Origin of the sequence: Paenibacillus jilunlii (assembly GCF_900102965.1) — a bacterium.
GTDB lineage: Bacteria > Bacillota > Bacilli > Paenibacillales > Paenibacillaceae > Paenibacillus_AQ > Paenibacillus_AQ jilunlii.
This window is the reverse complement of record NZ_FNGM01000001.1, coordinates 767,769-781,346: the sequence shown is the minus strand read 5'-3', so window position 1 is coordinate 781,346 and position 13,578 is coordinate 767,769. Positions and strand designations below refer to the sequence as shown.

Genomic DNA, 13,578 nt, shown 5'->3' with positions numbered 1-13,578 from the left:
ATTGCTCACATCCCTTCGCTTTCTTGCATTTCTTCCCCGGATAAGTATGAACACACACACTGCCGGGACCTCTTATCGGGAGATTCCGGCAGTATGCCTGGCAAGGTTAATGCTATACGGTCACTTACTTGTTGCCGAGTAGTTCATTAGCCTTAGCGTTCAACTTATCGAGTTCCGTCTGCGTATCGGCACCGCCCACCGTGATCTGTTCGAATGAAGCCATAGCAGCCTTTGCAATTTCTTCATATTCAGTAACCATTGGAGCAGGACGGCTATTCTCAAGCTGTTTCCCGAAAGCTTGGATCATTGGGTCCTTCAGAGCATCGTTAGTCCAAGCTGCCTTAAGTGCAGGCATGGAGTTGGAGGTTTCATAGAATTTCAGCTGTGCATCCTGTTCAGCCATGAAGGCAATGAACTTTGCAGCTTCATCCGGATTCTTGCTGTAGTTGAAAATGGACAGGTCCGCACCGCCAATAGAGGAGGTGTTGGTTTTCTTCGCAGGCAATGTGGTTACAGCCCATTTGCCGTCAATTTCCGGCGCTTTTTCTTTTACAGTCTGAATCATCCAAGGACCGCTGATGAACATCCCCATGGTGCCATCCTTAAATGCGGCAACGGTATCCAGGTCCGTACCTTTAGGGGACAGCCCTTCATCGTAGAAGCTCTTCAGAAAATTAATAGTTTCCACATATGCCGGCTGATTGAACTGCGGCTTACGGTTGCTGTCAATCAGTTCGCTTCCGTTCTGCCAGGCAAAGATTGCGGTGTAGATCGAATCCTTCGCTTCGATTGGAAGTGCATAATGTCCGGCTCCGCCTTTGGCTACCAGCTTCTTGCTCGCATCCTTCAGCTCATCCCAAGTCTTAGGACCTTCAGGATAGCCAACGTCACCCAGCAAATCTGTGCGGTAGAACATTGCCCGAGTTTCAACATAGAAAGGAATAGCTACCGTCTTGTCTTGATATTTGGTCGTTTGAACAGCACCGTCGAAAAAGTTTTCCGCTTTCATGCTTGGGTATTTATCGATATAAGGTGCCATATCCTTCAGCGCACCGGCAGCCGCAAATTCAGGAATCCAGGTTGTACCCATTTGAACTACGTCCGGACCGTTCTTGGAAGCTACGGCGGTCAGCAATTTGTCATGTGCATTATCCCAAGGAATTGCTTGTACTTCCACTTTGATGCCGGGATTTTTTTCTTCATACATCTTGGCAATCGGTGTCACGGTGTCCGCAGTACCCATGAACCAAACCTTCAATGTTTTGTTGTCGCTTGATGCTGATTCATTTTTGGAGTTCCCGCAGCCTGCAGCAACCAACGAGAATCCCAATAATGCGGAAGTAATCACTAAACCTGTTTTTTTCTTCATTCTCTTTCACCCCTGTTTTAGTGTGTGCATCATTTCAAAAACTATGAATTAAGCCCTTACATCGAAACGTTTCGATTAATTTCGAAAAAAAATTCGAGTTCAGCTGTGAAATTATGGATGGATTACAGAGCCTACAGTCTTAAATTACCCAATTTAGGAGACCCGAAACCACTTTTTCTACAATTTTCCTCGAAAAGGAATAACTTTTCTAAAAATAATCGGATGTTCGTGAAATTTGTTGTCGAATCGTTTCGATAGCCCTATTATATGACTTGTTGTTAGCGATTTCAAGTAGGCCGCCAAAAAAATTTATTTCGTACACGCAGAAATGCGTACGGGCTTCGTCCAGGTTCCACAGCGTATTATTTTGAAACCGTTTCACGTTCCACCCGCTAAGGGATGCGGACGGGAGATCCCTTATTGCTGTGCATTAGACCATTCTTCCGGTCAAACGGACACAGATCCCGTTATTCGAACCCTGACCTCTTCGTTCTCTTTCCCCTTCTTATTGACCATTACGCTGATATCGATCAACCCTTCCATTTCATCTAAAGGTCCGGGGGTGCTAAAGCGTTCAACGACTTTTTCACTATCAATGATAGAGCAAACTCTTTTTATACCGGAATTCTCTATTGTGCAGCAATACATGCAGCTATAAAGTTGTAATATTGATCTCAGACAGAAAAAGAAAGTTGGAATGAGATGAACATTGAAACAGCACTCACCACACTGGAAGATGCGTATATCATCAAGAATATGTATCCGTTATATTTGCATGACTTATCCGGGCATTACGGGCTTGCCGGCGGGCCTCTTCTTAATGGGCATGGCATTTTTGAGGACAGCCCTGAAGTGCGGACGTTGGCTGAACAATATGATATACAGAACATATGGTGGGAGAAGCCGGGATGCCTGTATCCGTTTCTGATCCGGGCTGACGGTCAGCCTGCGGGCTTCGCCCTGGTGGCTACGCCGCCCCACTGCGCCAAGGGTGTTGATTATTTTATGAATGATTTCTTTGTGCTGCAGCCTTATAGGGGCCAAGGTTATGCGCAGCAGGCCGCAATCCAGGTCTTCGGACGTTTCGCAGGCGTATGGGAACTGTTCACCAACCCGGCGGACAAGAATGTTATCGGCCAGAAATTCTGGCGCAAAACAGTTTCTGGTTATACAAACGGAATCTATAAGGAAAAAGCCGGCGATACCTTCGACGGGTATAAGCTGTCATTCCGGTTTGATAGTGCAAACATTAAATAAACAGCCGCCATTTCTGGCGGCAGAGCATTAACCCGGTCTGGACGGAGCGGCTGCCGTCAGCCCTTACTTTTTATTGTACATTTCAAGCTGAATAGCCGGTTTGTTAATGGACTCACGCTCTTTGATCTTTAGCACAAGCGACTCCGGATCATTCAGCCAATTGCTGGCGAACACATATTCAAAACCGTCCTCCGTACCATTGCCTGAAACCGGACTGAGCTGTACGGATTCCCCCTGAACCTTCGACGTTATTCCCTGAAAAAGAGCATTCTCCATGATGCCTTCCCTGGTTTTCCAATCGTTCTCTCCCGGATTCTTCAAGGCTACTCTTGCCCGTATAAGGAGTGGAGACATTTCCAGCTGACTGAGCACCACCTCATGCCCGTTCAAGGTGAACGGCAGGTTAGGCTTCTCGATCTGAGTCTTGTATTCCTGAAATTTGGGATCAAGCGCAAAGCGGACCTTCAAAACCGGAGAATAATGCATGTCTGCCATGATTGTCCCTGTTCTCCGGTCGGCCAGCTTGCCGGGATTCACTGAAGCGATCCTGAATTCTGCCTCCAGCTGCTGCGGAAAAGGCTCCGTTCGATCCAGCTCCACAACGCCGCGCCCGTAATATACATGGTTTTTCTCCGGTTCCGGGATCGTCACATTGCCTCCCGTCTGAGTCGTCGTGTTCAGATAGCTGTTAGTCATACGGTCTTTCATTTTGGCACTGTTAATGCTGTAAATCTCCTGCTTGTCATCGGTAGCTGCCGTGTATAAGAACATAATCTTGTTTTCGTCTGCCGTAATGGCATTTAATGTAATCGCATATCCATTTGCTTCTGCCTTTTGATTCACCATCTGAATGTACCCGTTTCGAATTGCCGAATCTAGCGTAGGCTCATCCAAACTGGATACGGCGTTCCCTTTGAACACTTCAAGCTCACCCCAGTTCACAGACTGACGGGTGCTGACAGGCTGCGGAGCGGAATGCAAATAAGGAAGGATAAAAAGTACTGCTGCGGCAACCACGGCTGCGGCGGCACTTAGTCCCATTCCTCTGGAGAATACACGTTTTTTCATTCTCTGCTGCCCCCGCTCCATCCCCGTTTGGACTGCCAGCCTTAAGGCGGAATTGCTAACATCCTTATCCGGCTCTGCCTGCATACGCACTGCATCGGCCTGCAAGGCATGCTCTTCGCTGCTACTGATCATTCCATTCACCCCGGTTCTTCATAATCGTTCTAAGCTGCTTCAGTCCTTTATGCTGCCAGGTTTTGATTGTTCCTTCCGGCTTCCCGAGCAAGTCCGCGATTTCTGTCAGGGTCATATCGTTGTAGTATTTCAGCAGCAGCACATGACGGTACTTCGGCTTCACCTGCTCCACAGCCCACAGCATTTCCAGCTTGCTGCTGCTGTCCTGCATGACGGGTTCCCGCATCGCTTCCTCCGGTGTCGGGACAGTTCTTTTCCGCCTTCTTTGCTCGTCGATGCAGACATAGATCAGAATCCGGATTATCCACGATTTGAACGCCCGCGGGTCCTTCAGCGTAGCCCGCTTAATCCAGGCCCGGCAGGTTGTCTCCTGCACCGCCTCCAGCGCATCACTCCGGTTCCGCAAATAACTGTAGGCGATGCGGTACAGCTGATCGCTGTGCTCCATTACCGCATCATAAAAGGAGTCATCCTCCCGCGTTACAGCGCCGGTGAGCTTTTTCATTTCAGCGTTGGGACTGACCATTCATTCCCCTCCTTGCTTCTCTGTATATGTTTAAGACGGGGAACTGGGCCAAACCGTTTTTGCAAAACCTAATTTATGTTTGTTTCAAGTACACACATTAAGACTACAAATGTAACTGGTAAGTTAATTCGTTTAACTAAGCGGTCATTGAGGATGTTTTATACAAAAAGTTATAATGCAATTGACTAGTCGAAATGATAAAAATTGGAGGTTGTCCAAATGAATATTGAGATAGGAAAAAAAATCAAAGCACTACGTTTACAAAAGGGAAAGACTCAGGAAGAACTTGCAGCAAAACTGAATATGTCATCCCAAGCAGTATCCAAATGGGAAAACAATGTAACAATGCCTGATATTCAAATTCTTCCTGATTTATCTGTGATTTTGGGTGTTACCATTGATGAGCTGTTTGCATTAACCGATGATACTCATCTGGAGCGAATTGGTAATATGATTAGTAATGAACATTTTATATCCGAAGAAGATTTTAACTATGCTGAACAATTTTTAAAAGAAAAACTATATGATGACCAAAAAAAGTCACAATGCATCACCTTACTGGCGCAGTTACACATTCATCGTTCAGATGAGCACCGTGAATTGGCATCCCATTATGCCAAGGAAGCACTGTTATTGGCTCCAGATAAAAAAAGTAATCATAACGTTTTGCGGGATGCAGAGAATGGAGTCTTTTTTGACTGGAACTACTCAAATCACCATAAGCTCATAGATTATTATAAAAATTTTGTGCCGGAGCATCCGGATTACTGGCGTGGTTATGTATGGCTTATGAACTACTTAATTGCTGATGGCAGATGTATTGAAGCAAGAGAAATTCTAGAAAGATTAAACGAAATCCATCCAGGTTATTTATATCAATTATATGGAGGTCTGATATGCAAGGAAGAAAGTAACCTTCCCCAGGCATTGGTTCTTTGGGAGCAGATGACTCAACTGTATCCTCACGAATGGCTTGCATGGTCTTCAAGAGGAGACTGCATGGCAAAACTTTGCAGATATGACGAAGCAATAGAATATTACACCAAAGGTTACGAACTACAACCAAATCCAAAATATATAGATTCATTGATTGCAATTTATCATATATATGAAATTCAAGGAAAATATGATAAAGCCATTGAAAAGCTCCAGGAAATAATTGCACGCTTGGAAAGAGATTGGCAGATTACAGAAGGCAAGACCGTTGATTTTTATGTAGGAGAAGTCGAAAATTTAAAGATGATGCTGAATGAATAAACATAAAATTTTTAAATACCAACTCCTTTGAAAGATGCCAAGCCGCTAGCCGGGTACCATCAGAGATGTAATAAAACTGTTGTTGAACTGAATTAGATGCGATTCTAGCATATCCCCCAAAAAAGGCTGCAAAGCCCACCCTCAGGTGAACTTTGCAGCCTTGGCCCCGTACAAAAAATATTACATTTACTCTACAGCACCCAGTTCCCTTTGCGGAAGACCGGCTCGATGGTGCCATCGGCCAATTCGCCGTCGATATCGAGCTCAGCGGAACCGACCATAAAGTCAACATGCGTAAGGCTTACATTGGCTCCCCGTTCCAGCAGCTCTTCGCTGCTGAGTGACGTTCCGCCTTCGATGTTGGAAGGATACGCGCTGCCGAGCGCAAAGTGGCAGGAAGCATTTTCGTCGATTCCGGTGTTATAAAATACTGTATTCAGACGTGAAATAGGAGAATCATGCGGCACCAGCGCCACTTCACCCAGATAAGAGGCTCCTTCATCCGTTTCCAGCAGCGAAGTCAGATGCTCCCGCCCGGATTCAGCATCATAGGCCGTGACTTTGCCATCCGTAAACGTAATTGTAATGCCATCCACAAGCCGTCCGTTCAAATTAAGCGGAAGTGTACTGCTGACAGTACCGTTAACTCCCTTGCGGTGCGGCATCGTATAGATTTCTTCTGTCGGCATATTGGCTACAAAATACACACCGCTTGCATTCTCGCCGCCACCGCCGCGCCAGAGATGTCCTTCCGGAAGCTCCACATGCAGATCTGTTCCCGGAGCGCGGTAGTGCAGACTTTTATAGCGTTTGGCATTCATCCGGTCCTGGGATTTCTTGAGGTCGGCTATATGTTCGCGCCAGGCGGCTACGGGGTCCCCACTGCCTACACGGTTCATCTGGAATACAGCTTTCCACATCGCAGCTACCCGCTCCTCCTCCGGAAGATCGGCAAAAACCTTATCCGCCCAGGCTTTTGTCGGTGCCTTGATCAGCGACCAGCTGATTTTGTTATTGCGGGTATAGTTCTGGTACTTCTTGCGGGCAACGGCTGCAGCTTTTACTGCAGTGGACACCTTGGCGGAATCAATGCCCCGGAACAGTTCCGGATCAGGCACCTTAATATGTAAAATGGCCCCGCCCTCTTCTGCGAAGCCCTCCAGCATATCGGCATGCCACTGCGGGTAATATCCAAAAGAGTCCTCCGCTGCCTTCTCATAGCGAATTCTTGTGACTTTTTCGTCGTCCCAATCCACAAGCACATATTTGGCTCCTGCGTCATAGGCTTTGCCTACAATCAGGCGCGTAAGCTCTGCCGTCTCCAGCGGCGCATGAATCATCAGCACTTGGCCCGGCTGCACATTCACTCCGACCCTGACAACCAGGTCCGCATATTTCTCAAGCATCACATCAAAATCCATCATCGCTTCATTTCCTCCGTATCTATAATTGCTGTTGCCCCATGCGAAACATCCCCGTTGTCCGAAGCAGCCGGGGATGTATATCCATTGCCATTTTAACGTAAAATTCACGGGGTTGCGAGTCCAATCCGGAACTTCTCTATCCTCCCGGACCGGATAACCGTCCGGCATGCTTAATCAGACTGAACCGGGTGCCGCCGAGCGGGGAGCTTGAATAGGTTAATTCACCATCCAAATTGGCGGCAATCTGCCGGCAAATCGCCAGGCCGAGGCCTGTAACTCCGTTGGGTCCGGTGTAAAACCGCTGGAATACCGCTTCCCGCTCCGCTTCACTTAATCCATTGCCGTCATCGTCAATTCTTCTTGGATTTCACAGCCGGAGCGGCGGCTGTTGTCTTAACCGCTGGTTTGGCTGTTGTCTTTGCCGGGGTGCCGGCGGCAACGGCAGGTGCGGAGTGCTTCAGGGCAGGTACAGCAGCTTTTGCAGCAGTGAGAGTTTTGGCAGCAGGTGCAGCCGCCATCGTTGACTTGACTGGTGCCGATGCCGCGAATGCACTGGCTGAGCCGCCCGCCACACTCATCACAGCCAGTAATGCGATTGCTTTTCTTGTCCATTTGTTATTCATCTTGAACCACCTCTTCCTTTGAAGTGATTTTAGAATAACAACTGGATACGGATATTCTGTGAGATAAATATGAAAAAAGTATATGATTGCACACACCTGCTCAGCACTGATCCTTCCTACTTCTTATCCACCTGCAGAAGAGTAACTGTCTTAAGTGCATACGTATGGGCGATTTTGTCTTCATCGATAATGTTCAGCTTGGCCAGGCTGGCGATCTTGGCCGGGTCAGCTTTGGAGAGCAGCCGCCAGACCTCCGGATCGGCTAATGTCTGAAACAGTTTTTCGTCATCGTATTCTTTGCGGTTTTGCGTAATCAGCTTCACCCTGTAGCCGCCGATTTCACTGTCCGCCTCCCCTTTTTCCGTGCAATAGGCCAGGATGTCTTGCCGAAGTTCGCTGAGCTCTTTTTCCATTTCCTTCTGCTTGGCTTTTAGTTTGTAATATTGCTGAACCTTCTTTTCCATACTGCTTCACGCTCCTCTCCAGACATATGTATGCCGGATAGGTCCAATTCATTAGTTGCGCTTCTCTTCAATGAACATTATAATATCAGAATTGTGCTGTTTTGCAGTGATTACGAGTATATGCATCGTCTAACTCCCAGAAGGGGTCTGCAGCGCGAAGTAAGGATCACCCGAAGCTCAACATTTGCAACAATTATCTCATTCACGGCAGGTGGACCATGTTTCAATCCTATCTTTTCCCAATCTCATATGCATTCATGTCTTTTCCGGTGGCGGCGCTGGTGTTCACGCTTCCCTTCCTTGTAGTTCAGTACAGGCGGCATGGCTATATCAACAAGGTCCGGGCGGTTGTCCTGTATCTGCTGCTGCTCTATTTGCTGAACGCCTTCTATCTGATTATGCTTCCAATGCCAGCTTCAAGGCACAATGCAGCGCCTGCCGGCAGTATTATTCAGCATGTCCCGCTGCAATTCATCCAGGAAATCAGACGGAATTCCAATATCGATCCGGGGAATTTCCTTTCCTATTTCAGTATTTTCCGTCAGCCTGATTTCCTTCTGGCTGCGTTCAACGTGGTGCTGACTGTCCCGTTCGGCTTGTTCCTGGGCTATTATTTCCGGACACGGTGGGTGATGTGCATCCTGCTCTCATTTGGGCTCTCCCTGCTCTTCGAGGTGACACAGATTACAGGAATCTACGGCTTTTTTGATCATCCTTACCGGATCTTCGATGTCGACGATTTAATCACCAACACCCTTGGGGGAATTTTAGGTTACCGGATCGCACTCTGGATATCCGCACTGCTGCCGCATATCGATCAGCTTGATTCCAAGGTGGATTACTCTGCCAAAAGAGTCACATATACACGCAGAGGCATTGCCTGGATGCTGGACCTGCCGATCTGGATGATACCATTCCTGACGCTTCATTCCTGGCAGCTGCAAGGGGCTTACTGGATTACGACAGCTGTGTATTTTGTTCTGCTGCCCTATTGTACGGGCGGGCGGACCTTTGGCAAATGGGTTGTGCGCATCCGCATCAGCAGCCAGGACGGCCGCAGCCGCTTATGGGGCCTAATTGTAAGATATGTTCTTCAGTACGGGGTTCTCATCGGAGCAAATGTCTTTCTGACTACACCTTCCCCGCTGACCAGCCTGCCCAGTCCATGGACAGGAATACCGTACAGCCTGGTAATGCTTCTGGACTTCATGTTCCTCATTCACCTCATCATCCGCGTCTTCAAGCGAAATCCGCTGCTGGTGTATGAACAGTGGAGCAAGACACTTAACCGGATTACCTGGCCCGATAAACAGCAGCCATCAGCAGAGAACCTTGCGGATAATTCCATATAAGCTGAAAGGGAGCCTCATGAAGGCTCCCTTTTCCATGTCCTGCACTGGTATAATATAGTAGTTCCAGTTCTTATTCTTATCTTTTAAGGGAGAAATGATTATGGAAAATGTGCAAATCACCAGACCGTTGCCAAGAAGTCTGCCGGAAGCGCAAGGAATTACGTCAGCAGCAATCTCTGCTTTTCTCCAACACATGGAGGAACAGCAATCGGGTCTGCACAGCTTCATGCTGCTGCGTCATGGGGCTGTCGTAGCGGAAGGCTGGTGGTCGCCTTATCGGCCGGAGCTGCCGCATTCATTATTTTCACTCAGCAAAAGCTTCACCTCGACAGCTATAGGGCTGGCGGTGGCAGAGGGGCTTTTGAAGGTAGAGGATAAGGTGGTGTCCTTTTTTCCTGAAGATGCGCCAGCCGTCATCAGTCCCAATCTGGCAATAATGGATATTAGCCACCTGTTGATAATGGGAACCGGCCATACGGAGGACACCACTCCATATATGGTGGATAGCAAGGACGGCAACTGGGTCAAAGCGTTCCTGCAGCTTCCGGTCGGAAAGGCTCCAGGGACCCATTTCCTTTACAACACCGGTGCCACGTACATGCTGTCTGCTATTCTGCAAAAAGTAAGCGGTCTCACTTTGCTCGAATACCTTGAGCCCCGCTTGTTTGTGCCGCTGGGCATCCGCAACCCCACCTGGGAATCCTGTCCTCGCGGAATCAATAAAGGCGGATTTGGATTAAGTGTCTCTACCGAAGATATTGCAGCATTCGGACAGCTCTATTTGCAGCAAGGTGTGTGGAATAACCAGCGGCTGCTGCCCAAAGAATGGATCGCCGCCGCAACCTCCAAGCAAATCGGCAATAATGACGGCAGTCCGGGTGCAGTCAGCAGCGACTGGTCTCAGGGTTATGGCTACCAGTTCTGGAGATGCCGCCATAACGCGTACCGTGGGGACGGAGCTTTTGGCCAGTTCTGTATCGTCATGCCGGAGCAGGATGCTGTAGTAGCCATAACAAGCGGGAACAGCGACATGCAGAGTATTATAAACGGGGTATGGAATATTCTCCTTCCTGCCATGAGCATGGAAGCGAAGGTTATAGAGAGTGATCCTGCTGCTCATGCAGAGCTTTCCCTGATCCTTGAACAATTAAGCATACAACCCGAGCTTGTGCAGAAGACTTCAGCACTTGAGGCAGTTTTGAACGGAAAAGTATACCGGCTGGGAGAAAATTCGCATAAGCTGGAAGCCTTTATGGTTTCATTTGATGCTGAAAAAGCTGTATTAACCTTACAAGGCATGTACGGTGAACAGACAGTCATGCTCGGCCGGGGTGAATGGGCAGAAAGCTCGGCTAACATATTGGATCACAAAAAGAATCTGATCATGTCCTGCTTCACCTGGACTGCGGAGAACAAACTTAAGATCACAATGTTATGCGTGGAAACTCCCTTTTGTCTCACCCTGGAAGTTGAAGTTCACGAATCCTCCATTGCCGTCAAACAGCAATTTAATGTATCCATGTCCGCTGACGATTTGGAAGCAGAATTCGTTGGCCACTTGGCTTGAGACTGGACAGCAGCGGAATTGAAAAAGGACCATGCTCTGTTTTACGGGGGCACGGTCCTCTTTTTTATCCATTTATACAGATTATTCCGTTAATCCTCAAGCTGCAAAACCACCGGACAATGATCGCTGCCCATTACATTGCACTCGATTCCCGCCAGCTTAAGCTGCGGTGCAAGACGCGATGAAGCCAGGAAGTAGTCGATGCGCCAGCCCACGTTCCGCTCCCTGATCTTGGGCATATAGGACCACCAGGTGTAAGCTCCTTCCTCATCGGGATGCAAGTGTCTGAACGTATCCATGAAGCCTGACGCCAAGAGTTCGGTCATCTTCCCCCGCTCTTCATCTGTGAAGCCTGAATTTCCACGGTTCGCCTTGGCATTCTTCAGATCGATCTCCTGATGGGCCACATTCAAATCTCCGCATACCAGCACGGGCTTACGTTTGTCCAGTTCCTTCAGATAGCTGCGGAAGCGGTCTTCCCATTCCATTCTATATTCCAGTCTTGTCAGATCGCGTTTTGCATTCGGCGTATAGACATTGACCAGATAAAAGTCACTGAATTCCAAGGTAATCATCCGTCCCTCTGGCTCCGAATCCTCTTCCATTCCGTATCTTACGGAGAGCGGCTTAATTCTGGTGAACACCGCCGTTCCCGAATAACCTTTTTTCACTGCATAGTTCCAGTACTGTTCATACTCTTCTCCCAGATCCAGAAGAATCTGCCCCTCCTGAAGCTTAGTCTCCTGCACACAGAAAATATCTGCCGCAGCCTCTTTGAAATAATTCATAAAGCCTTTGCTAACGCAGGCTCTCAGCCCATTCACATTCCAGGACACCAGCTTAGTCATCTTGATTCTCCTTACTATTCACAGAATTACTACCAGTGTAACATATTACAAGCATCTGGATGCCTGCCTGTATGCTATTAAATTGTGCTAATCTCCTATGACATTCGTCAAAGCAATCATAGAGTAGCCGAATAGAATATTCTATCAAATGAAAAGGAGGTCGTTACCATGTCTATCTTGTTACCGCAACAATTCTTCAACCTGGCACCCTCTGTAGGGAAATCCTACTACGAGAATCTGGATGGCATCCTTAACGGGTCTGTAACTGTTAACAATGCATCGGCATTCCCTGTGAATCTTGTTATTTACCGGGTCAATGCTCCAACCGTAACTTATGTTATTCCTGGATTGAACAGTCTCACAATTACCGTTAACGCTTTGCAGGTTGCCGCTCTTCTGAGCACAGCTGCCGGTGCAGTCTTCGGCACTATTGAAATTGCAACATCCGATTTCTAAGATAACGCCAGAGTATCCCCCTCATACTCTCTCATTATCATTCCTCCGCTCAAGCATCCCCGTCCGCATGCCGGACGGGGATGTTTTTATGAATAAATATAAAGATTCCTAGAATTCATTCTGGGGCATAGGTCCCGTGTAGATCGATTGCGGACGAAAAATCCGGTTGTTGGCGGCCTGCTCCATAATATGAGCGGTCCAGCCGACGATTCTGCCGGCAGTGAATGTAGGTGTGAAAATATCCGGCGAAAGCTCCAGTGCCTTCAGAATAGCGGCGGCATAAAATTCCACATTGGTGAACAGCCGGCGTCCAGGCTTATATTCTTCAAGGAGACGGATAGCCGCAGCCTCCACATGCAGTGCCAGATCAAAAGAAGGATCTGTACCGGTCATTTCCTGCGTTGCGATCTGAAGCGCTTCTGCACGCGGGTCTTTGGTTTTGTAGATCCGGTGGCCGAAGCCCATGAGCTTATTTCCGTTCTCCAGAGCATTGCGCAGCCACGGCTCCGCCCGGTCCTTGGTTCCAATAGCTTCAAGCATGGAAATCACCTCATACGGCGCTCCTCCGTGCAGCGGGCCTTTCATTGCGCCGATCGCTCCGGCGACTGATGCATACATATCCGATTCGGTAGACAGCACCACGCGGGCAGCGAAGGTTGAAGCATTCATGCCATGCTCCATGCACAATATCTGATAAGCACTGAGTGCCTTCACATGGGCCTCCGTTGGTTTTTGTCCGGTCAGCATGTATAAGTAATTGGCGGCATGACCTAGTTCCGGCAACGGTTCCAGAGGTGTCAAGCCGTTCAGCGTACGGTATCTGTAAGCAATAATAGTCGGCAGGATAGCTGCAAGTCTTACCGCCTCCCCTTGTGCCGGCGGCCAAGCAGCATTCCCCTGTTCTCCCAGGGCGGCGACCGTACTCTGCAGCACAAGCATCATCGGAACGGTAGCGGGCAGCAGTTCAATGATCCGCCGGACATACTCAGGCAGCTTACGGGAGGCGGCCATCTCGTTCTTCAACTGCTCCAGCTCCTCCGCTGATGGCAAGTACCCGTTCCACAGTAAAAAGGCGACTTCTTCGTAGCAACGTGTCACGGCAAGCTCTTTGGCCCAATACCCGCGGTATACCAGATACCCCCTTTCCCCATCTACCAAACCGATATCGGTTTCCCCTGCAACTACGCCTTCTAATCCGGTCACTTTTGCCATTATGTTATGCTCCTTTTCCGGTT

At 48.4% G+C, this 13,578-nt stretch carries 14 protein-coding genes; 5 read left to right on the top strand and 9 right to left on the bottom strand.

Annotated features, from left to right (window positions below; genetic code table 11):
* Nucleotides 1-124: 124 nt before the first annotated feature.
* Entirely contained in the window at nt 125-1,369 is a 1,245-nt protein-coding gene (locus BLQ82_RS03730) for a sugar ABC transporter substrate-binding protein (protein WP_062521668.1), read from the bottom strand.
* Nucleotides 1,370-2,071: 702 nt separating this feature from the next.
* Here BLQ82_RS03730 and BLQ82_RS03725 point away from each other — a divergent pair.
* Nucleotides 2,072-2,626: a GNAT family N-acetyltransferase gene (locus tag BLQ82_RS03725; protein WP_062521666.1), complete on the top strand. Its 555-nt coding sequence runs from the start codon at nt 2,072-2,074 to the stop codon at nt 2,624-2,626.
* A 63-nt stretch (nt 2,627-2,689) separates the two neighbouring features.
* Here the strand turns inward: BLQ82_RS03725 and BLQ82_RS03720 are convergent, their stop codons facing one another.
* Both BLQ82_RS03720 and BLQ82_RS03715 read right to left on the bottom strand, forming a co-directional pair.
* Entirely contained in the window at nt 2,690-3,826 is a 1,137-nt protein-coding gene (locus tag BLQ82_RS03720; RefSeq protein ID WP_062521664.1) for a DUF4179 domain-containing protein, read from the bottom strand.
* Nucleotides 3,816-4,352, bottom strand: coding sequence for a sigma-70 family RNA polymerase sigma factor (locus BLQ82_RS03715; RefSeq protein WP_062521662.1), 537 nt, complete (start codon nt 4,350-4,352; stop codon nt 3,816-3,818). Before BLQ82_RS03715 ends, BLQ82_RS03720 begins: the two co-directional genes overlap by 11 nt.
* 219 nt (nt 4,353-4,571) lie before the next feature.
* Between BLQ82_RS03715 and BLQ82_RS03710 the strand changes: the two genes are divergently transcribed.
* A complete protein-coding gene (locus tag BLQ82_RS03710; protein ID WP_062521660.1) occupies nt 4,572-5,609 on the top strand; it encodes a helix-turn-helix transcriptional regulator in 1,038 nt (345 codons plus the stop codon).
* A gap of 191 nt (nt 5,610-5,800) precedes the next feature.
* Here BLQ82_RS03710 and BLQ82_RS03705 read toward each other — a convergent pair whose 3' ends face one another.
* The 4 genes from BLQ82_RS03705 to BLQ82_RS03690 all read right to left on the bottom strand — a co-directional run bounded on the left by BLQ82_RS03705 (nt 5,801) and on the right by BLQ82_RS03690 (nt 8,120).
* Complete coding sequence (locus BLQ82_RS03705; RefSeq protein WP_062521658.1) at nt 5,801-7,033, bottom strand: aminopeptidase; 1,233 nt, start codon at nt 7,031-7,033, stop codon at nt 5,801-5,803.
* 136 nt (nt 7,034-7,169) lie between these two features.
* Nucleotides 7,170-7,388 (bottom strand): sensor histidine kinase, encoded by a 219-nt coding sequence (locus BLQ82_RS03700; RefSeq protein ID WP_280117278.1) that lies wholly within the window; start codon nt 7,386-7,388, stop codon nt 7,170-7,172.
* Nucleotides 7,384-7,656, bottom strand: a complete 273-nt coding sequence (locus BLQ82_RS32940) for a hypothetical protein (protein WP_062521656.1) — start codon at nt 7,654-7,656, stop codon at nt 7,384-7,386. The genes BLQ82_RS03700 and BLQ82_RS32940 overlap by 5 nt, the downstream gene beginning before the upstream one ends.
* 116 nt (nt 7,657-7,772) lie before the next feature.
* Nucleotides 7,773-8,120 (bottom strand): hypothetical protein, encoded by a 348-nt coding sequence (locus BLQ82_RS03690; RefSeq protein WP_062521654.1) that lies wholly within the window; start codon nt 8,118-8,120, stop codon nt 7,773-7,775.
* A 218-nt stretch (nt 8,121-8,338) separates the two neighbouring features.
* On the opposite strand from BLQ82_RS03690, the gene BLQ82_RS03685 reads away from it, so the two are divergent.
* Entirely contained in the window at nt 8,339-9,472 is a 1,134-nt protein-coding gene (locus BLQ82_RS03685; RefSeq protein ID WP_062521652.1) for a VanZ family protein, read from the top strand.
* A 100-nt stretch (nt 9,473-9,572) separates the two neighbouring features.
* On the top strand, nt 9,573-11,039 hold the full coding sequence (locus BLQ82_RS03680) for a serine hydrolase domain-containing protein (protein WP_244280683.1): 1,467 nt from the start codon (nt 9,573-9,575) through the stop codon (nt 11,037-11,039).
* 89 nt (nt 11,040-11,128) lie between these two features.
* On the opposite strand, the gene BLQ82_RS03675 is transcribed toward BLQ82_RS03680, so the two are convergent.
* Complete coding sequence (locus BLQ82_RS03675) at nt 11,129-11,887, bottom strand: exodeoxyribonuclease III (protein ID WP_062521648.1); 759 nt, start codon at nt 11,885-11,887, stop codon at nt 11,129-11,131.
* Between the two features lie 168 nt (nt 11,888-12,055).
* On the opposite strand from BLQ82_RS03675, the gene BLQ82_RS03670 reads away from it, so the two are divergent.
* On the top strand, nt 12,056-12,343 hold the full coding sequence (locus BLQ82_RS03670; protein WP_062521646.1) for a hypothetical protein: 288 nt from the start codon (nt 12,056-12,058) through the stop codon (nt 12,341-12,343).
* 108 nt (nt 12,344-12,451) lie between these two features.
* On the opposite strand, the gene BLQ82_RS03665 is transcribed toward BLQ82_RS03670, so the two are convergent.
* A complete protein-coding gene (locus BLQ82_RS03665; protein WP_082722578.1) occupies nt 12,452-13,555 on the bottom strand; it encodes a citrate synthase/methylcitrate synthase in 1,104 nt (367 codons plus the stop codon).
* Nucleotides 13,556-13,578 lie beyond the last annotated feature (23 nt).